The following is a 20648-nucleotide window of genomic DNA, read 5'->3' as shown; positions in this document are numbered from 1 at the left end:
TCTCTTGTGAAATGGCCTGCCATACGATAAGATGCCGATAAGGAATAATGACATGAAGAAATATTTCAGTGCCCTATGTGCGATTTTTTTCTGCTTGATTCTCCTGCCCTCAATTGGAGCGATGGATTTTTCCATGATGGGAGAGGATGAGGATTGGCTTCCCCCTCCGGGAGAAGAATACCTGGCCTTTAACTTCGCCGGTTTTCTCACGGCGGAGACGCGAGAGGAACTTTTGGATGATCAAGCTGATCTTCCGAACTTCTTCGATGAAGAGCGTCTCAGTTTCGATTATCGTACCCAGTTATTTCAGATGTTCATCGACGGATCGCTACTCGATGACGGAACGTACAGCGAACAGGAGCCCTATCTGGGGGGAAGATACTTCTACCTCAATGATGCCTATCTCAAAACCGAGCTTAATCGGTTTCAGCTCAAGGTTGGTCAGGGGCCTCACCACGATGTGGTTGATACCCCCTATAGCCTCTTTATCTCCTCGAATGATTTTTCCGTGCTTCATGCCGAGATCGACTACGACGGAGATTTCTTCTTTTACAAGACCCGCTGGGTCAGCATGAACAACGACAGTTCGCAGATCTATTATGGAACGGATGAGATTGATAATACTGCTGTGTGGCCAAACGGAAATGAAGATGTCGGTGAGACCTACTGGCTCGACAAGGGAATGAACTTCAAGGTCTACGGTTTCAACCTCGGCGAAGGGTGGCGGGTCGGATTCGAGGATGTGGTGGTCTATCTTGGCCGCTCCTTCGATGCCAACTATTTTTTCAATCCCATTCCGCAGTATTTTCTCCAGCTGATCACCACCGAGGACGGGAATCCCTGGGTACAGGCCGGGAACACCAAGAGCATGATGGGCTTTTTTGTCGATGTAACCCGCGATGATTGGGGGGCGGAGACCCAGCTTCTGATTGACGATATAAACCTAAGTTTTCTTCCCTTTGTGCCCGACCGCAGCTTCAAGGACAAGATTGCCTGGAATATAGGGGGATGGAAGGACTTCAGTTTCGGTACCATGGGTTTCCACCATGCAGGTGCCACCAAATACACCTTTGAATCGACCCGGACCATTGAAAGCGACGATAGCTGGGGAGATGTCGGATACGTGGATGTTCCTTACAGCATTCTTCCCTACGAGTATACCTACTATCCGGTAAACGAATACTCCCTGAAGAACGGAGACCAGATGGCCATTCCCTACGAGGACCTCTACGCCGGATACAAATACGGGGAAAACAACCTTGCGTTTCTTGTCGATTACGAAAATCTGATGTTTGCCGGCACCCCTCAGGAATTTAAGCTATATACCTCTTTCGAGTATGTGATGAACGGATCCAAGTCTCCCTCCAACCCCTGGCATGAATACGATAGCCCGCGCAATTCGGATATCGAGGATTCTGCCTGGTGCATGTTCACCGGTGCCCCTATCGAGTATATCTTCAGGGCAAAGGCGAACGCCCGTAAGCCTATCGGCGACTTTACCGTACTGATGGAGGTGCAGGCCGGCTATGTCATCAATGGTGCAGAACTGATCGAGGTTGATGCAAACTATGAAGATTATGACACGATCTATTGGACTGAACCGAAGATCTATGTACCGCAGAATGGAAACAATTTTCCGATTTTCGGGGTCACCGTCGGATTCAATTATTCCTGGCGGCTCAAGTAGCGGAACGGACGACAGCGCATGACATTAGCGGGGTTATTTCGCGTTCTTTTTGTCGATAAAAGCTCTCATCGGTTTGTGGAGTTTTTTCGTTACTTTTTCGTGTCTGCAATTTCTCTTGTCGCCGACTTTTTGCTGCTTTTCCTGTTGACCAGTGTGGCAGGTATTCACTACCTGATCTCCTCGGTCTTTTCTTATATGGCAGGTTTGGTCGTCAACTACCTTTTGAGCACCTATTGGGTCTTTGCTAAGCGAAGAGTTTCCAACCGTGCCGTTGAATTTTCGGTGTTTGCTCTTGTCGGAGTTATCGGCCTGGGGGTCAATGAATTCCTCATGTGGCTGTTTACCGATGTTTTGATGCTCTACTATATGCTTTCACGTGTTTTTTCAGCGGGGATTGGATATGCCTGGAAATATGTCGTTAGAAAAATCATCCTTTTCAGATAAGCAGACGGACCGTTTATTATTAGCGGTCCTGATTGCTTTTACCCTTTTTGTTCGGCTCTACTTTTTGCAGATGATCAATGTCGGGCCGGATGAGATTGATTACTGGTTTAGTGCCAAGCGGCTGATAGGGCCAGGTGTATACCCTGATTTAATGCACAGGACGATACGCTGGGCTATTATTCTCCCTACGGCCTTTTTTCAGCTCCTTTTGGGGACGCATCCTCTTGTCTACTACGTTGTTCCTGTTTTCAATTCACTTGTACAGACGGTGCTCCTCTACCTCTTAGGAAGGCACTTGTTCGGCAGGGGGGTATCGTTTTATGCGGTGCTGCTTTTTACCGCCTGGCCTTACATGTGGCGTACGGGAAGCCAGATTCGTCCTGCCGTTTTTTCTCTTACCTATGTCCTTGCCGCGCTTTGCTTGCTTTTTTTCTACCTCGAACACGGTCAGGATGATTCCCGGCGAAGCAGGCTCTGCTTTGTCGGATCGGTGCTATCTTTATTTCTGGCCTATGAAAGCAAGATAACCAATCTCTATTTTCTTCCGGGAATTCTCATTATTCTCCTTCTGCGACACCGTCGGATGGGACCGGCAATACGTTATGGGCTCTATCTTTTGGGACTCTATGTCATCGAGCATATTGCCTACTTTCTGGCTGTGGGTGATCCTTTGGGGCGGCTCGGCATTATTGCAAAAAACCATCTTGCTTCTTCTTATGCCGATAAGTTGCCGAAATCGTTCTGGGGACTCTTCGAGCGTTATACGATCTATCTTGAGTTCCCGTGGCATCTGTTGCTTATTGCCTTTGTTGTCGCTTCCATCTACCTGCTTGCCAAGAAAAAGCCGTGGATTCGGGAATTGACGATTCTTCATGCCAGTTTTTTCTTTTTCCTTACCTTTATGGTGAAGAGCGTAAAGCCGATCGTCCCTGTAGAGGCATTTCTTGACCGTTATTTCATTGCCTGCCTGCCGACGATGTCTCTCGTTATTGTATATGCTCTTTATGAGCTTCTGCCCCTATCGATAGTAGGTGAACTAAATCGACGAGGTGTGTTGATCTCTCTTACTGCCGGGCTTTCTGTGGTGATGTTGCTGATAACGGCTCTTCCGATGCCGAAGTCGATCGAACGCTTCTATACTCCGTTACAGCAGATTCATGATCATCCCATTGCCAAGACCTTTGAATTCCAGCATCTCATTGCCTCTGCCATTGAGGAGAATATTCCAATTTTAAGTGTCGATACCAGAAAGCCGTTGGATACTGCCAACCGCGTATTTTTTGATGACCCGAAAAAGGGTAGATGGGCTCGTCCCATTGGTAGAATGGAAATCGAGGACCATGTTGTATACTACCTCGATGGTATCGGAAATGTCCCTTTTGCCTTTGATGTTCAGGAGGGAAACACGAACGTTTTATGGTGTGATCGTTTCAACTTCGATATGACTATGTTGAAGTTGCGAGAAATACCCAATTTAGGTGATATATATGAGTGAAGCATCTGAAATGAATGGACTGTCGATTGTCATCCCTGCCTATAACGAGGAAAAGGCCATAGTAGAGACCATCGAACACGTAACAGGGGTTATGGAGCCTTCCCAAACGCCTTATGAGGTGATTCTGGTAAACGACGGCTCTACGGATAAGACTGCGGTTATTATTCAATCGTATCTCCATGATCATCCTCAACTTGCCGAGCGGGTTCGCCTTGTCGAGCATGCGCACAATCGTGGATATGGGGCTAGCTTGAAGACCGGTATTCGAGCAGCAAAAAATGAAGCAATCTGTATTACCGATGCCGACGGAACCTATCCAAATAACCGCATTCCCGAACTGTTCGGAATGTTCCGTGAACGGGGATTAGATATGGTGGTAGGTCGGCGTAGTTTCAAAAAGTTACCCACGCTGACCAAACCGGCAAAATGGTTCATTACCAAACTTGCAAATTTCCTTGTTGACGATAAAATCCCCGATATAAATTCGGGATTACGGATATTTCGGCGTTCGATTGCCATGAAATTTTTTCCGATCATCTGCGATGGTTTTAGTTTTACAACCACAATTACCCTTGCGATGTTTTCAAATGGATATCAGGTTCATTATGAACCAATTGAATACTTCAAGCGGAAGGGAAAATCGAAAATAAGGCCGATTCGGGACACCATTAATTTTATCCAGCTTATTATTCGTACCGTTGCCTATTTTAACCCGCTGAAGGTGTTTGTTCCTGTGAGTCTCTTGCTTTTCCTTGTTGGGTTCTTGCTTTTCATCATCGGACGGATGGGAATATTCTTTGCCGAAACGCCGAACGATACCATCACGATACTCTTTGTGGGTGGTATACAGGTTCTGGCTACCGGAGTGATTGCCGATATGATAGCCAAGAAAAAAGATTGATGGAATGAGAGATGAATCGTAGACGCAGGGTTTTTGTCCGTAATGCTCTTATGGCCATAGACGGTATCGTGACCTTTTTTTCTTTCATAGTTGCTTACTATGTCCGCAACACACCGTTTTTTTTCGGTCTTAAGGCCCTGTTTCCCTTTTCGAACTATTTCCCTTATCTTCTCATTTCACTTGTTTTTTGGTTGCTGCTCCTTCGCTTCTTCAATAATTATGCCTTTCTCGGAGGAGGAAAGAAATCGTGGCGTAGGATTTTTGTCAATTTGCTGCCGGTGGAATTGGTTGGACTTGCTCTTCTTACCATGATCCTTTTTTTCCTTCGGGATCAAATCATCAGTAGAACCTTTCTGCTCTTTTTTGCGGCCATTAATTATCTTATGCTTCTGACGACCAAGATATTAACCATGGCCTATTTTCTGCGGGAAGGAAAGATAAAAAAGTACCATCGCCGGGCTTTGTTGGTTGGTAATAGACGGTCTGTCGATTACTTCCTTTCCACTGAAAGGCAGATGCCGGAGCTGTTGTTCGACATTGTCACACAATCGGATTTCATTATCAACGCAGATGTCGTTCTAAACGAGAAGGAGCAAGAGGAACTGTCCGAAGCAATTCTTGATTTTATCTGGAACAATGTGGTCGACGAGGTAATCTTTGCCTATTCTGATTTGAACCTTGCCTCCATAAGTTCGCTCGTTACCGAATGCGGCCGAATGGGAATATCGGTCAACGTTGTTCTGAATACCTCCAACATTGAGTTTCGCAAAAGTGAGGTTGATGTTGTCGGACCATTCAATATTATCACGTTCCAGACCTTCGACTATTCTCCGGTTCAACGTTTGGTAAAGAGACTTACCGATATCAGCAGCGGTATTATCGGAACTCTTATATGTTCATTGCTTTTTATTGTTATTGCGCCTCTGATTAAGTTGACTAGTCCCGGACCCATACTTTTCAGGCAAGTAAGGAAAGGAAAGAACGGTAGAAATTTCGTGCTTCTTAAATTTCGGACCATGTGTCTCGATGCGGAAGAGCAGAAGAGGTCGCTACTAGATAAAAACGAGATGCAAGGCCAAATTTTCAAAATGAAACATGATCCGAGGATAACCCCCTTGGGAAATTTCCTGCGTAAAACAAGCCTTGATGAATGGCCGCAGTTCATCAATATTCTACGCGGTGATATGTCTCTTGTTGGGACTCGGCCGCCAACGGTAGAGGAGTTCGGCTCCTACAAAAATTACCATCGTCGACGGCTCAGTGTGAAACCCGGTTTGACTGGCCTTTGGCAGGTGAGTGGGCGTAACGATATTTCCGATTTCGAGGAGATCGTTAAACTTGATACCTGGTATATCGATCACTGGTCGATATGGCTTGATCTTAAGATTATTCTAAAAACGTTTCTGGTCTTGTTTCGAGGGAGATAATCCTCCCCGTCTGGATTATTACATCCGGCCGGGGTATACTCGTTACCTTGATAAAGAAAGAACAACAGGACTATGTCATGACAAGGAAAACCACACAATTTCGGAATTTGCTGAATTCAGATCGGCTTGAGTTTATTCTTGAGGCGCACAACGGTATCAGCGCGAAGATCGTCGAAGAGGCCGGTTTCAAGGGGATCTGGGGAAGCGGTCTTTCTCTTTCGGCTCAGTACGGGGTACGGGATAACAACGAAGCAAGCTGGACTCAGGTCCTGGACATGCTTGAGTTTATGTCGGATGCCACCACGATACCCATTTTGCTTGATGGTGACACCGGTTACGGTAACTTCAACAATATGCAGCGGCTGGTGCGTAAGCTCGAACAGCGTGATATTGCCGCGGTCTGTATCGAGGATAAGCTTTTTCCCAAGACCAATAGTTTCATTAAAGGGACTGCCCAGCCTCTGGCCGACATTGAGGAGTTCTGCGGTAAGATTAAGGCCGGAAAGGATGCCCAGGGCGACGATGATTTTTCCATTGTTGCACGGGTCGAGGCCTTTATTGCGGGCTGGGGGCTGAAGGAGGCGATGCGCCGGGCAGAAGCCTATCGGAAGGCCGGAGCAGATGCCATTCTCATGCACAGTGCTCTGTCGGTACCCGACGAGATCCTTGCTTTCAAAAAGGAGTGGGGCGACCGGCTTCCGGTGGTCATCGTTCCGACAAAATACTATGCTACCCCTACGGATCAGTTCAGAGAGGCCGGCATTTCCATCGCTATCTGGGCAAACCACATGATACGAACGGCCATTGCCTCGATGCAGAAGAATGCGGCTACCCTTATGGCCGAAGAGTCTCTCATGGCCATAGAGGATTCCATCGCTCCGGTAAAGGAAATATTTCGCCTTCAGGGTGCTGCGGAGCTGCAGGAGGCCGAAAAGCGCTATCTTCCCAAACGGGGAAAGGCGGTCCGGGCCGTGATCCTTGCCGCCAGTCGCGGTAAGGAGCTTGGTGAACTTACCGAAAAACGGCCTAAGGCAATGGTACCGGTCTCCGGCCAGCCCCTTCTTGCCCATGTGGTGGACGGTTACAATTCCGTCGGCGTGAAGGATATCACCGTTGTCAGGGGCTATGCAAAAGAGACGGTCAATCTTTCCAATATCGATTATGCGGATAACGACAACTTTGAGAGCACCGGAGAGCTTGCCAGCCTTTCCTGTGCCCTCAAGTCCCTTGCCTCGGAAGATGCCGGCAAAGAGTTGGTCGTTTCCTACGGGGATGTCCTTTTCAAAAAGCATATCCTCCAGCTACTGCTCGAAAGTCATGCCGATTTTTCCATCGTGGTGGATACCAACTGGAGTGAAAGTGTCAATAAGGGCAGGTTTGCCGACTATGTTCAGTGCAGCCGCCCCTACGGCCGCGATGCCTTCGGCCAGGAAATTTCATTGACCGAGATGAGTGAACATCTGCCTGAAAAGAGGACCCACGGCGAGTGGACCGGGTTTCTTAAGGTCTCATCCGATCACCGCCTTCTCCTTGACAAGCTTGTCGAGAGCCTCACGGCGGCAAATCCGGATGCGCGGATGAGTGATCTGCTCAACGCTTTGGTTGCCAACGGCGAGCGTGTGAGGGTTATCTATACGACTGGTTACTGGCTCGATATCGACACGCTGGAAGATGTCGTGCTTGCCGGAAACCTCTTCTAACACCGGAGGGCTGTAATGATTGAAGCCGAACTTTTTGTGCGCCAGGCTTTAGAGCGGGGTTTTGGCCTTTGGAGCGGGGTACCCTGCTCTTACCTGAAACCCTTTATCAACCATGTTATCGATGATCCTTCCGTTCGCTATATCCCGGCGGTCAACGAGGGGGATGCCGTTGCCATTGCTTCCGGAAGCCATCTTGCAGGAATTCGGGGTGTGGCCATGTTCCAGAACTCCGGGCTGGGGAATGCGGTAAATCCGCTGACCAGCTTGAACAATACCTATCGTATTCCGGTCTTGCTGATCGTTACCCTCCGGGGAGAGCCTGGGGCTCCGCCCGATGCGGTACAGCACGGTCTCATGGGGCCGATAACCACCGCCATGCTTGATGTGATGCAGATCCCATGGGAGTACTTTCCTGACGAGGAAGCAAAAGTGGGTGAGGTCCTTGATCGCGCCATTGCCTCCATGGACGGCACCTCTCTTCCCTACGCTTTGGTGATGCGAAAGGGATCGGTGGCAAAGAAGGCGCTGAAAAGCAGCATGGAAATTCGTGTCCCAAAGGTTAGCCGGCGTGGTGGTGCCTTCTTCGAGACAGATGCGAACGCAAGTCGCAGCGACATGCTCAAGGCTATTCTCGATGCCGCCGGCGATGATGTACCGCTTCTCGGGACCACCGGTTATACCGGACGAGAGCTTTATGCACTTAATGACCGATCAGGCAATTTTTATATGGCAGGTTCCATGGGCTGTGTTTCGAGCATCGGCCTCGGTATCTCCACGGTACGATCGGGAAGGGTTATTGCCGTGGACGGCGACGGAGCGATACTCATGCGTATGGGAGCCCTTGCGACCAACGGTTATCAGCGTCCCGAAAACCTTGTGCATATCGTCCTCGACAACGGCATGCACGAATCTACCGGCGGTCAGGCCACCGTTTCCGCTTCCGTTGATCTCTGTGCCGTAGCCGCCGCCTGTGGTTACCGTAATGTTTTTGAAACCAGGAGTCCGGAAGAGCTTCGGGACCTATTGTCCCAAAAGGATCTTTCCGGCATCACCTTTATCAGGGCCCGGACGATTCCCGGCAGTCCGGAAGACCTGCCCAGACCTACACAGCGGCCGGAAGAGCTTTCAAAGCGCTTTGCCGCTTTCTTACAAAACCGATAATGCGCGATAGCGAAGGAGAAATGAGCATATGACGAAAAAGAGACCTGTTATTCTGCTTAACCCCGGCCCGGTAACCATCAGCGACCGGGTGAGGGAGAGCCTGCAGAGAGAAGATATGTGCCACCGTGAGCCTGATTTTGCCGCTTTGATGCTTGATGTCAAGAAACGGCTTGCTGCGATCTACGAAGGTGGAAGCGAACATTTCGAGACCCTGGTGATGACCGGAAGCGGAACCTGTGCCGTTGAGGCGATGATTTCCAGCCTTCTTCCCGCCGACGGTAAATTATTGGTGATTTCAAACGGGGTATACGGCGAGCGAATTGCGTCTATGGTCAAGACCCACGGAAAGCAGATGGTGCTGGTAAAAAGTCCCTGGCCCGAGCCGATGAATCTTGCCGAGGCGGAGCGGCTTTTGAAGGAAGACCCTTCCATTACCCATGTTTCCGCCATTCACAACGAAACCACCACCGGACGACTTAACGACCTTGATGCCCTTGGTGCCTTGTGTGTCACATACAATAAGCCGATGCTCCTGGATGCGGTCTCCAGTTTCGGCGGTGAACGAATCGAGCTTGAAAAGTGGAACGTTGCCGCCCTTGCTTCCACGGCAAACAAGTGTATCCACGGTATCCCCGGTCTCAATTTCGTCCTTGTCAGAAAAGATCTTCTGGAACAGGGCAAGAGCGCCGCTGCCACCCTGTATCTCGATCTTTTTGCCTATTACCAAAAGCAGAAAGAGGGCTTTTCGCCTTTTACCCAGGCGACTCATGTTGCGGTCGCACTCCAGGAAGCTTTGAAGGAGTTCGAAGAGGCCGGCGGCTGGAAGGCGAGGAACGAGCGTTACCGGGAGCTTTCGGTTCGTATTCGTGCCGAACTTGATGCCATGGGTATCCGCCGCTTTCTAAAAGAAGATGAATACAGTTCCATGCTTTCGAGCTTTCACCTGCCCGAGGGCTACAGCTACGAAGAGCTCCACGATGAGCTGAGAAAAGAGAACTTCATCATCTATGCTGGGCAGGGCGGACTCTTTCATTCGATTTTCCGCATCGCCAATATGGGTGATCTTCTTGATGCGGACATCGATAGGCTTTTGGCTGTTTTCCGGCGGCTCATGGATTCCCGGAAATAGGACGGTTCCGATGCCGATGGGAGTAAAAACGGCGGTGATTCTTGCCGCCGGCCGGGGCACCCGCCTCGGAAAACGTGGCCTTGAAGCGCCTAAGGGGTTTCTGCAGATCGGAGAAAAGCCGATTATTCAGGAATCTTTGGACCGACTTAAAGCCGCCGGGGTTGAAAAGGTTGTTATCGTTACCGGGCATTTGGCCGATTTTTACGAGAAGCTTGCAGCAGATTCCGGCGGTTTTGTCGGAACCGTCCATAATCCCGACTATGCCGATTCCGGTTCCATGTACAGCCTCTATCAGGCCCGCAAGGCCCTTGGTGATGCGGCTTTTTTCCTTCTTGAATCTGACCTTATCTATGAAAGCCGTGCCCTGGCGGCGCTGAAGGAGCAGCCTGAATCCGATTGCATCCTCATGTCGGGATTTACCGGCAGCGGAGACGAGGTGTGGATCTATGCTCCCGAGGGCTATCTTGTCGATATGGGCAAGGTGCGAAAGCGGTTGTCTGGGCCTCCTTGCGGGGAGCTTGTGGGGGTAAGCCTCCTCTCGCCCGAGGGCTACAGCCGCCTCTGTATCGAGGCGGAACGGCTTTTTTCGGAAAGCCTCAAGGTCGAATATGAGACCGCCCTTGTTGCCTCTTCCAGGAAAAAGCCGATCGCCTGTCACCTTGTTCCGGATCTGGTCTGGGGTGAGATCGACGACGAGTCTCATCTTCAGCGGGCGAAAACGCGTATCTATCCCCGATTGTCTTAGAATCTTAGAAAAGGAAGCTACATGCCTTATACAGTACAAAAACAAAGGAGAGCAAACATAGGGCGGGAAAACAATTTTGGCAATGCCTTTTTTATGAAGGTGATGTTTCTCGTTTCGCTTGTTTTTTTCTTCTCCGTTTCCCGGCTTTTTGCCTTTAGAACCTACGGCACAGATTCGCCTCAGGTTGTAGAGCTACAGCGGCTTTATACCCTGGACGGCAGGGCCTTTCCCATCTCCGGCTTCCCCCTCTCCGGGGAGGATCTTAGAAAGCTTGCTGTGACGATTTCCCGTGATAGCGACGACCCTGCCCTCCGGGAAAAAGCACGACAGATCCTTAACTCGCTGGAGCTTCCGAAAGAGGGTGAGGCCATCTACGGCCAGGACTTTGATGCCGGTTTCGAGGCCAATGTCCATGATTCCTACGCCTGGGATCCCTATCGCGCTTTTTATAACGAATTCGTTGACTATCCTGCCATGCTTGATTACAGCCTCTTTGCGGAGCAGAAAAGCGCTTCCGGCTATTCAGGCATGGAAATATCCGCCTTTGTGCAGCGGGAATATGAAGATGGCAACATGCCGGAGGTCAATCTTATTTCCGGGACCTCCGATGATCCCGTCAAGATGGAGAACTACTTTATCTCTTCGGGATACTTTGCCTGGGAGGGAGACCATCTTTCCCTGCGTCTTGGCAGGTCGCCTGTCCACTATGGAGACTCCCGCTTTTCGTCATTTCTTCCCTCCGATCGCCTGCCGTTCCTGGATGCCTTCGAATACCGCTATAAAGTCGGTCCCTTGCGGATGGTCAGCTATTTCGGGACCCTCGAAAACCGCGAGTCGAAAGAAGAGGAAGCCTTCTTTGCCGATAGTGGTCTTGATATCGATGGAACGGACGATCACCTTATCGTGGATGAGGATGGTAATTTGGTGTGGGATTATACTGATAGTCCCGAAGAGGAGGTTCTCGATGCGGCCTTCGCCCGGACCATCATTCTTAATTCCATGCACCGCTTTGTGCTGGAATTGCCGAAGTTCTCCTTCGGGGTGACCGCACATCTGTTGATTGCCCGTGAAAATAATGCCCTGCACATTGCCGACATCTTTCCGGTCTTCAGCTGGCATAACGGCAGTGTGGGAAGCAACAATATGAGCCTGCTTTTCGATGCGCTGTGGAATGTCACCCCCGGACTTGATCTGTACGCTCAGGCCGGATGGGACGATATCAATGCAACCGATCTGATCGGTATTCCCGACAAGGGATCGATTCCGACCATCGGGGCCTATCTTCTCGGCGCCGATTGGGAAGGAAATCTCAACCTTTCGAAAAAAACGCTTCCGATCGGTCTTATTACCGAGGTGGGAACGACCCACTATCTGTGGGGAAACTTCTATGCCTGGTCGGAGAAGCGAAAAGATGGAATTTACTTTGCCAGGGCCATCTATCGTTACCGTACCCAGAGCGGTGTTCATGCCATTCCCCTGACCAGCCCCTACGGGCCTGGTGCCACCTGGATCGAGGGAACCTTAAAGGTCGGCGAGAAGCAAGGCCTTTCCAGCGAGTTATTCTTTTCCTATCTTGATCACAACGAACTTGCATCCCTTATTTCGACGAATTATTACTCTTCCGATGAGATAGAGGATGCGGACCATGTGCAAAGCATTGCCTCAGCCCTGACGTTCCGCTACGGTTTTCCTGTGGGAAAACGGTGGGAGAGTTCCCTCTATACTTCCCTGTGCTATTACAACTACGATGGTTTTTCTTGGCCCGAGCTTGTATTCGGATGCAGGATTCGTGGGAGCCTGATATCTTCATTTAAGGATGCTTTCGAAGGGGAATGAGTCCTGTTTTTCTGTGCTTCATCTGCTACGCAGCATGTGTTCATCAAAAAGCCGCCCGACCGGGCGGCTTTTTTTTGTACTGTCCGGAATCCTGGTGGTTCGTGAGCCTTTTTGCCGGTAAACTCCTTTCGTTTACGTCGGTGCATGATTTTTCTCACAGTTTGGCTTTCAATTGACTGCGAGGAAAGGAAATGTTTCCCTTCAACCACCAGGATTCCGAACACTAAGTATTCCTACGATACCCCTGAACAGTTCTTCATTACGTTTCGAAAAAATCTCGTTGAGGATATCCGCCTTTGAATTGAAATAGAGATAGAATGTACCCTTTGCTTCTCCATCATCTCCATTAAATGCTATCCCTACAAGATAATAATTCTACTTGATACAAGAAGATCTCTCTACCGTTATTTTCTTTAATAACACGAGAATTCTCTCGAGTTAGCTCTTGAATTCGGATGCGGAATTCATGGTAATGTGATATCCTCATGTACACCTATGTCAGCGGAGGATGAATGAATCGATTTTTTCTGATGATCTGTGTGGTCTTGTTCACCGCACCGCTATTTGCGCAGGAATTGCCGATAAAGATAGGCAAGATTGACTATACCATTGAGGGACGGACTCAGGAACGTCTTCTTGACGATTACCTCGATTTTGATAAAAAACGGCTTTTCGCAAATGAGGAGGAGCTGGCAGCGTATCTTGTGGGAAAAAGCCAGGAGCTCATAAACTTACGGATCCTTGATACGGGTTCAATTGAGATTTCCGATCTGAGAGAAGAAGGGGATGTTCGGATAGCCGATCTTGCGGTATATGCCGAGGACACGTGGAATGTCGTTGTACTGCCCTATGGAAAGTATGACTCCAATGACGGACTTCTTTTGAGTCTCAGAGGAAGAGATTACAATTTCCTCGGATCAATGGAGGCTCTCAAGTTCAATCTTGATTATAGTTATAACGAGGACAATGAGCATGAGTTGGGTTTTACCAATGAAGCCGAGATTCCTTTCACAATTGGGAATGGTGAATGGGTATATAACTTTTCTCAGGAACTTCAATATGTTGAGCATGATCCTCTGGAATATGATCTGGAAAATAGTATTTCATATCTTTTTTCCCTTGGAGACATCTCTTTTAAAACTGCATTGGAACAGAACATGTATCTGCAAAACAGTTATGACGATGACGACGATGAAGAACAGCATGAGAGTTATATGGAGTCTGCCCTTTGGTTGAACGGCAGCGTTCCTCTTGGTTTTTCTCTTGCACACAAAGAGGCGGAATATTCTGGTACACCAGGGATCTCCTGGTGTTACGGCCTTGGTGAGACGCTTCGTGAGGAGCGACGAGGACTTACGGCTTACTATGACCACTCCTTATCTTTTGGCAGGATTGACTGGATCGGAAATTTTCGAAGAGGTCTTGAGTTCGATCTCTCCGAAGGGAATTCCTATGATACCTTCGATGATCATTGGACCTTTGACATGGATTTTACCGTTGCTGGCCATCAGACATGGGGCTGGGGGGGCGTGAATAGCAGAGTGGGAGGATTTTATATCTTCTCTGATGGTGACGACCGTGACGATCAGGGCGGTCCTCTCCGTGGTGTTCTTGATGACGACATCGACGATACTACCGCAGGTTTGTATATGAATCTTGATTTTCCCTTTAAGATGTGGATATGGTTTATGAGCCGTTGGTTTGAGGGACATATCTCTCCGTTCTTTGATGCAGCTATGTTCAGAACCGTTGACGACGGTTTTAGTTCCGACAATGTATATTATACGGCAGGCCTTGAGGGTTTTGCCTTTGCCAAGGCGGCTCGGAGTCTCTACCTTCGTGTTTCTGTCGGTATTGACTTGAAAGCGGTGATAGAGGATGGGGCAAGCCCGCTTGATTCTCCCGAGCTGTTTATAGGTCTTGGCCACCATTATTAATAATCGGTACTATTTTTTGTTTGAGAAGCCCTTCGATCTCTTCTGTCGTCGAGGGGTTTTTTTATATAATACCAATATCTATGAGACAGAATTTTGTGGCGCCGAAGCTATCGAAAGGCATCATTGCGTTACTATACTCGCGCGTATTGCCCAACGTTTCCGGTATCTATCGTGATGAATTCGTATGGCAACGGTTCCACCAAAACAATTTCAAAATATTTTTGCTATCGATTTTTCTTTTGATTGAACAGGGCGTATATGCTTTGTTCATCGTATCGCCCCATTCTGTTTTGCATCAAATATATGTGTATTCTGCTGTGTCGATGATTTTCTTCTCATTGATCAGCGGATATCTGTTTTTTCGGCCACCGAAGCATATAAATATATTCCATAGCATGTATGAGATTATACCGGCTCTTTTCTGGATGGGGATTGCTCTTCTTCGCTTTCTTCTGATCGAATTTACACGATTCCGGATTCCGACTATTTATTTCGGGGTAATCTACGGGATTGCGGTTATTCTTTTTTTCCCCTATTGGAAAAGTTTCTTGCTCTATGCCCTTCTTTGTCTTTCGGCGGTTACTCTTATTCCGATTGTTCATCCGCAAGCAATGAGTGCCGTATTTGCGGCCGATATTATTTCCAACGGTATGCTTGCCTGGATAGTTTCGATGATTAATTATCGTAATTTTGTAACAAATTTCCGAAACAAAAAAATCATTGAAGAGAAAAATCGGGATTTATGCGAAAAACATGATCAAATTAAGCGTATCAATATAGAGCTGAAAAGGATTTCGGTAAAAGATGAACTGACAGGTTTGTATAATCGTCGCAAAATTGATGATCTTTTGAAACACGAATGGGAAAGGACGATTCGCTATAAGACAAAATTCACTGTTATCATGATGGATATCGATCATTTCAAAAAGATTAACGATACCTACGGCCATGATGCGGGAGACCTTGTGCTGAAAAAATTATCGAGAATCTTACTGGACAATATACGAAAAGCCGATAGTTGTGGCAGATGGGGTGGCGAAGAGTTCCTGATTATCTGTCAGGAAGCTGATTGCCACCAGTCGCTCATCCTTGCCGAACGGTTTCGGGATACGATCAGCAAGCATCGTATCCCTGACTTACCTTCGGTTACCGCAAGTTTTGGGATTGCCTCTAGTGAAGAAAGCTCTTCCATCCAGACTTTGCTCAAAGCAGCGGATTCCCGTCTCTATGAAGCAAAATTACAAGGCAGAAACCGAGTTGTGGGAGTCCCCTGCTGATTATGTGGCCGTTGTATGCCAAGCTCCGGGGAATCGCTTATTCGCATGTTTCTCATCAGGGAAACCGTCGTAACTGTCGAACTTTGCAAGAACCACCATCCCTTCTTGCGGTTTATCCTCTCCCGCCGGATGTGATTTCAGTATGACATCTGCCATCCAATGTTTTGAACCTTTTTCCACAATGGTCTTTGTGATCTCTTTTTAACGAAATTTCGGCTGCTTGCATGTCGATTTTGTCATCATACTCGTTTAGGATTAGGCAAGGAGTGCCTTTGGGCGATCGAGAGGGATTGGCGGACAAGTAAGGGAAACTTAGTGTTCCGAATCCTGGTGGTATGCATGCCTTTTTGCCGGTAAAATCCTTGCTTTTATGTCGGTGCTTACTTTTTTCCATAGTTTGACTTTCAGTCGACTGCTGGAAAAAGAATTGTGTCTCTTTAATCACCAGGATTCGGAACAGTAGATAAGGGAAAGCGTTTAGTCGTAATGGCTACACCTTCAGTCTCCGTGACGGAATAAAACAACAATGACCGGATATGAATGTATCTGTGAAGCGATTAATATATTCGAGACATCACTTCGAAATGCCGGACGGAGGGAAATCGTCAGAACGGTATCGCAACTTGCAGAACTGACTGGCTATTCTATATACCATTTTACGAGGCTCTTTTTTGCCGTGACGGGGTATTCCCCGAAAGAGTATATGGCCGGCCGAATTTTTTCCGAGGCGGCACAGAAGATAGTGGAGAGCGATTTCTCCCTGAAGTCCATTGCGCGCGATTTTGGTTTCGATGAGTATGAGACATTTTCTCGTGGGTTTAAGAGAGTTTTTGGTATGCCGCCTCGTTCCGTTCGGAGAAGTCATTTCCTTCCTGCCGGGTATCTGAAACGGGTGATGCCGGAGTTTGAAAGAGGAACCGGGAATCTTCTTTCCGACCAACCGGAAATAGTAGCAATGGATGCCTATTACCTAACGGGGCTTCCCTTTTATATTGAAGCCGGAACAACATCGTTTCACAAACAATGGGCGATTTTTATGAATGTTCAAGAACAGGTGTCAGGGCGTTCTCTGCCGGAACTCTATTGTCAGTATTCATCCTGGAGCGATAATGAATCGGTACATGGCCTGTCGATTCTGTGTGCTATTGAAACGGTGGGTGATGTGCAACAGAAGCCGTTCTTTTATTCGCGGCGGGTTCCCTCTGCTTCCTATCTCCGGTTCCGCCACAATTCCGAAGTTTCTGATCTATGGGCTACCTATACATACATCTATCACGATTGGTTTGCTTCACATGAGATCAAGCCCGTGGGCTCGTGGGAGTGTCAGCGGTATGTCGATGAAGGAGAGACAATTGAAATATGTATTCCAATTGCTCTCCATGAGAAAGATTGCCGGTTAGAATAGGAATTCCTTGTCCCATGCGAAATCGCCGCTTTCCTCATAGTACCCGGGCCAGGAGGCGCACCAGGCGGGAAGGGTGACATCTCGGACACGATCGGAAGATGGATGATAAGGTTTTATATCCAGGACAGGTGTTCCGTCTTCGGCATCGATCCACCAGAGCCCTATTGTACCTTGTGATTCATCGACAGATGCAACCGTAGCGATGCTTACACAGATGCTGTTCGGCCTCAGGGGAGATCGTGTTGCGAAAATTCCAAGTGCCTCCGGGGCCAGCCGATAAGGTTTTTCTACCAGGATCGGGGCTTCTTCCCCTGTGTTTGCTTTATGCGGATACCAGAGTACCATCAAATGGCTGAATCCTTTTAGGCCTGTCAGGCCTTGGGCATACTCCGGCAACATCTGGATAAGAACATCCTTTCCCTCTACAACGTATCCAATTTCACGAAACATCTTTTCCATGTAACGCTCCTTAGCTTTTGATCCTCTGTAATCTACGTTGTGAGGTGTGAGTTGTACATGATAAAAGTTGCGATGAAGTTGGCAAAACCTGCGGTTTTTGATTACTCGTTTGCCAGTTTGATATAGTGGGGAATAATATCGAGGTACTCGTTGTTTTTTGCCAGGAAGCCTTCCGGTATCGTACCCAACTGGGAAAAGCCGAGCTTTTTATACAAATGCAAAGCAGCATGATTTGTCGCAACCACGGCATTGAATTGAAGAATTCTGAAACCGCATCTTCCTCCGGTTTTGATAGAGTGTCGGACCAGGAGCTCGCCGATATGCTTCCCTCGTTCTTCTTTTCCGACCGCATAGGAAGCATTTGCAATATGGCCGCATCGTCCTATATTGTTGGGGTGTAATATATAGAGACCGGCGACTCGATTGTCCGCTACTGCCACGCCGGTGAAGCTTTGTTCACCAAAGAAGACTGAAGCGGATGCAGGGGTAAGATACTCCGTTTGGGGGAAGGCCATCCCCTCTTCCACCACATCATTCCAGATTGGTATCATTTCATCTATGTCATCTTCGGTGAATTCTCGAATGGTAATCTCCACGTTGCATCTCCTTTTTTACATGATGCTATCCGAAAGGCTGAAGATGTTCCATGGTAAATACTCATTGATTTTTTCTCTCTTGATCGCACAATAAGCAATCCTGTACTAGGCGAGGTGGCGACTCTTTGCCTTACTATGTGCTTATGGTAGAATGACGACACTAGTAACAACAGCAGGAAAAGAGGAAGAGCTGATGGCGGAAGAACAACTTGACTACGGGACCTTTGAGGCAACTTTAGAGAAAAGCAGGAAGCTTGAAGCGGATCTTCAGGTTCATCCGGAAAACTATAAGGTTCTAACCGGTGATAGACCCACGGGGCGTTTGCATATCGGCCATCTGTTCGGATCTCTTCAGAATCGGGTGCGGCTGCATAAACTTGGGGTTCCGACTTTTATTGTGATTGCCGATTACCAGGTTTTGACCGATCGTGATACCTTTGATAATATTTCTGAGAACATTCGGCAGTTGACGATAGATTATATTGCCGCAGGCATAGACGTTACCGACGGAAAGACTTTTATCTTTCCCCATAGCCATGTTCCGGAGCTTAATCAATTGCTCCTTCCTTTTTTGACCCTTGTCACCAATGCCGAGTTGGATCGCAATCCAACCGTAAAAGAAGAAATTGCCGCTTCCGGTCAGAAGCGGATCAATGCAGGAATGTATACCTATCCGGTACATCAGGCTGCCGACATCCTTTTCTGTAAGGGGTCGGTTGTTCCTGTCGGTAAGGATCAGCTGCCGCACCTCGAACTTACACGGACCATTGCAAGGCGCTTCAATGACCGTTTTGCAGGAAAGAGGCCTGTTTTTCCGGAGCCTCAACCCCTTTTAAGCGAGGCTCCCATCATACTCGGCCTTGACGGCTCACAGAAAATGAGCAAGAGCAGAAACAACGCAATCATGCTCAGTGCTGACGAAGATGAAACCGCACGGCTGATCAAAAAGGCAAAAACCGATTCTGAACGGCACATTACCTATGATCCTGAACACCGCCCGGAAGTTTCAAACCTTTTGTTGCTTATCTCCCTGGCAAGCGGCAGGAAGCCGGAGCAGATTGCAGAGGAAATCGGCGACGGTGGTTCCGGCCAGCTGAAGAAACTTCTCACCGATTCGCTTAATGAATACCTTCGGCCCTTAAGGACGAAACGCAAGGAGCTGGAGCAGAATATTGACTATGTTCGTGATGTACTTCGTGGCGGGGTTGCGGCGGCTCGGGAAGAGGCAATCAAGACCCTCGAAGAGGTACGTACCGTCATGAATATGACGATCTGAAATCACAGTTGTACACAATTGTGGTAGAAGGGGTACCGTATGGCCGTATTTACGAAAAAGGTGGAGTATAGCCTTGAGGGGCGGATGTCGAAACTCCTCATTGACGACACAATAAAACAGGTTGTTTCTGAAAGTGGAATCAGAGAAGGCTATGTCATGGTCTTTGTCGCCGGCTGTGTTGCAGCCCTGGCGGTAACGGAATATGAACCGGGAATCGTCAAACACGATTTGGATTATCTCTTTGAAAAGGGAATGGGAATTCCCTACGGCCAGGGCTTCGCAGACGGCACCCCCTACAAACATCATGAAACCTGGCATGACGACAACGGCGCAAGCCATCTGCGCTCACTGCTGTTACATCATTCCCTTTCCATTCCTGTTTTGGACCACGAGGTCATGCTTGGCCCTTGGCAAAACGTCTTACTGATCGAATGTGATACAGGCCCCCGGAACCGAACGCTTTGGTATCAGGTCCAGGGGGAGGTGTAGCCTTACTCCTCTTTCGCCAGGTAGCCCCTTTCCACGCAGACCTGCAACAGTTTTTTCACAAAGTCCCAGATCTCTTTCGATCCTTCTTGTATATGCGAGGTTTTGTCGATTACCATTTGGTAGGTTACGTTGTATTTTTTCCACGTACCCCCCTGTGTCATGTAATTCTGGACAAGGGGCTCCAACCGGTCGAAGACCGTCGCAAATTTAGCCTCGTTGGTTTTTCGCTCTTCAAATTCTTTCCAAAGCGATAGGAAATATTCTTTTTGATCCTCTTCCAGAAAACCGAAGATTTTTTCTGCTGATTTCTCCTCTTCGATATGGGCTGCCGATCGTTTGGCGGAATAGAGGAATGTGTCTCCTGCATAGACCTCCACAATATCGTGGATAAGGAGCATGATGATGACCTTTTCTATGTTCACGTTGAAATTTGCATATTCTCTTAAAAGGATGGCAAGAACGCTGATGGTCCAGGAGTGTTCTGCATCATTTTCGAAATGACTTCCGTCAAAGACCATCGATTTTCTTGCAATATTTTTTAACTTGTCTATTTCAATAATAAAATCAAGTTGGCCTTCAAGCCGCTTGTCACTAACGAAATCGAAATTCCTATTCATTCCTATCCTCCTGATGTCAACGATAGGCTTTGATCTTACGATGTTTGCCAGAGGGATTCAATGGATG

Annotated in this window: 19 protein-coding genes; 15 read left to right on the top strand and 4 right to left on the bottom strand. The window is 48.1% G+C overall.

Features of this window, described 5'->3' with window-relative positions; translation table 11 throughout:
* The first annotated feature begins 52 nt into the window (after positions 1 to 52).
* The 12 genes from SPIRS_RS21305 (at position 53) to SPIRS_RS21245 (ending at position 15739) form a co-directional block, all read left to right on the top strand.
* A complete protein-coding gene (locus SPIRS_RS21305) occupies positions 53 to 1687 on the top strand; it encodes a hypothetical protein (RefSeq protein WP_013256765.1) in 1635 nt (544 codons plus the stop codon).
* Between the two features lie 18 nt (positions 1688 to 1705).
* Complete coding sequence (locus SPIRS_RS21300) at positions 1706 to 2131, top strand: GtrA family protein (RefSeq protein WP_013256764.1); 426 nt, start codon at positions 1706 to 1708, stop codon at positions 2129 to 2131.
* Positions 2100 to 3626: an ArnT family glycosyltransferase gene (locus SPIRS_RS21295; protein WP_245537648.1), complete on the top strand. Its 1527-nt coding sequence runs from the start codon at positions 2100 to 2102 to the stop codon at positions 3624 to 3626. The genes SPIRS_RS21300 and SPIRS_RS21295 overlap by 32 nt, the downstream gene beginning before the upstream one ends.
* Positions 3619 to 4527, top strand: a complete 909-nt coding sequence (locus SPIRS_RS21290) for a glycosyltransferase family 2 protein (RefSeq protein ID WP_013256762.1) — start codon at positions 3619 to 3621, stop codon at positions 4525 to 4527. Before SPIRS_RS21295 ends, SPIRS_RS21290 begins: the two co-directional genes overlap by 8 nt.
* Positions 4528 to 4538: 11 nt before the next feature.
* Positions 4539 to 5954 carry a sugar transferase gene (locus SPIRS_RS21285; RefSeq protein WP_013256761.1) on the top strand — a complete coding sequence of 472 codons (1416 nt, stop codon included), beginning with the start codon at positions 4539 to 4541 and terminating at the stop codon, positions 5952 to 5954.
* Between the two features lie 77 nt (positions 5955 to 6031).
* Complete coding sequence (aepX, locus tag SPIRS_RS21280; RefSeq protein WP_013256760.1) at positions 6032 to 7654, top strand: phosphoenolpyruvate mutase; 1623 nt, start codon at positions 6032 to 6034, stop codon at positions 7652 to 7654.
* Positions 7655 to 7669: 15 nt separating this feature from the next.
* Positions 7670 to 8815 carry a phosphonopyruvate decarboxylase gene (gene aepY / locus SPIRS_RS21275; protein WP_013256759.1) on the top strand — a complete coding sequence of 382 codons (1146 nt, stop codon included), beginning with the start codon at positions 7670 to 7672 and terminating at the stop codon, positions 8813 to 8815.
* Positions 8816 to 8843: 28 nt separating this feature from the next.
* Entirely contained in the window at positions 8844 to 9944 is a 1101-nt protein-coding gene (locus SPIRS_RS21270) for a 2-aminoethylphosphonate aminotransferase (RefSeq protein WP_013256758.1), read from the top strand.
* A gap of 10 nt (positions 9945 to 9954) precedes the next feature.
* On the top strand, positions 9955 to 10689 hold the full coding sequence (locus SPIRS_RS21265; protein ID WP_013256757.1) for a phosphocholine cytidylyltransferase family protein: 735 nt from the start codon (positions 9955 to 9957) through the stop codon (positions 10687 to 10689).
* Positions 10690 to 10710: 21 nt separating this feature from the next.
* Positions 10711 to 12525: a hypothetical protein gene (locus SPIRS_RS21260; protein WP_013256756.1), complete on the top strand. Its 1815-nt coding sequence runs from the start codon at positions 10711 to 10713 to the stop codon at positions 12523 to 12525.
* A gap of 512 nt (positions 12526 to 13037) precedes the next feature.
* Positions 13038 to 14462 carry a BamA/TamA family outer membrane protein gene (locus SPIRS_RS21250; RefSeq protein ID WP_013256755.1) on the top strand — a complete coding sequence of 475 codons (1425 nt, stop codon included), beginning with the start codon at positions 13038 to 13040 and terminating at the stop codon, positions 14460 to 14462.
* A 395-nt stretch (positions 14463 to 14857) separates the two neighbouring features.
* Positions 14858 to 15739: a GGDEF domain-containing protein gene (locus SPIRS_RS21245; RefSeq protein ID WP_245537647.1), complete on the top strand. Its 882-nt coding sequence runs from the start codon at positions 14858 to 14860 to the stop codon at positions 15737 to 15739.
* Here the strand turns inward: SPIRS_RS21245 and SPIRS_RS21240 are convergent, their stop codons facing one another.
* The gene (locus SPIRS_RS21240; protein ID WP_041866161.1) at positions 15740 to 15919 is read right to left on the bottom strand and encodes a hypothetical protein; all 180 of its coding nucleotides are present in this window, start codon (positions 15917 to 15919) and stop codon (positions 15740 to 15742) included. It abuts the gene before it with no gap.
* A gap of 346 nt (positions 15920 to 16265) precedes the next feature.
* Here SPIRS_RS21240 and SPIRS_RS21235 point away from each other — a divergent pair, with 346 nt between their 5' ends.
* Entirely contained in the window at positions 16266 to 17144 is an 879-nt protein-coding gene (locus SPIRS_RS21235) for a helix-turn-helix domain-containing protein (RefSeq protein WP_013256753.1), read from the top strand.
* Here SPIRS_RS21235 and SPIRS_RS21230 read toward each other — a convergent pair.
* Positions 17136 to 17603: an SAM-dependent methyltransferase gene (locus SPIRS_RS21230; protein WP_013256752.1), complete on the bottom strand. Its 468-nt coding sequence runs from the start codon at positions 17601 to 17603 to the stop codon at positions 17136 to 17138. The genes SPIRS_RS21235 and SPIRS_RS21230 overlap by 9 nt on opposite strands.
* A gap of 101 nt (positions 17604 to 17704) precedes the next feature.
* Positions 17705 to 18199 carry a GNAT family N-acetyltransferase gene (locus SPIRS_RS21225; protein WP_013256751.1) on the bottom strand — a complete coding sequence of 165 codons (495 nt, stop codon included), beginning with the start codon at positions 18197 to 18199 and terminating at the stop codon, positions 17705 to 17707.
* Between the two features lie 193 nt (positions 18200 to 18392).
* Between SPIRS_RS21225 and trpS the strand changes: the two genes are divergently transcribed.
* Positions 18393 to 19475: a tryptophan--tRNA ligase gene (trpS, locus tag SPIRS_RS21220; RefSeq protein WP_013256750.1), complete on the top strand. Its 1083-nt coding sequence runs from the start codon at positions 18393 to 18395 to the stop codon at positions 19473 to 19475.
* A 39-nt stretch (positions 19476 to 19514) separates the two neighbouring features.
* Positions 19515 to 19964, top strand: a complete 450-nt coding sequence (locus tag SPIRS_RS21215; RefSeq protein ID WP_013256749.1) for a secondary thiamine-phosphate synthase enzyme YjbQ — start codon at positions 19515 to 19517, stop codon at positions 19962 to 19964.
* Positions 19965 to 19966: 2 nt separating this feature from the next.
* Here the strand turns inward: SPIRS_RS21215 and SPIRS_RS21210 are convergent, their stop codons facing one another.
* Positions 19967 to 20581 carry an HD domain-containing protein gene (locus SPIRS_RS21210; RefSeq protein ID WP_013256748.1) on the bottom strand — a complete coding sequence of 205 codons (615 nt, stop codon included), beginning with the start codon at positions 20579 to 20581 and terminating at the stop codon, positions 19967 to 19969.
* Between the last annotated feature and the right edge of the window lie 67 nt (positions 20582 to 20648).

This window comes from Sediminispirochaeta smaragdinae DSM 11293 (assembly GCF_000143985.1).
Taxonomy (GTDB): Bacteria; Spirochaetota; Spirochaetia; order DSM-16054; family Sediminispirochaetaceae; genus Sediminispirochaeta; species Sediminispirochaeta smaragdinae.
The sequence above is the reverse complement of the archived record's forward strand: the minus strand, read 5'-3'. Positions and strand labels throughout refer to the sequence as shown.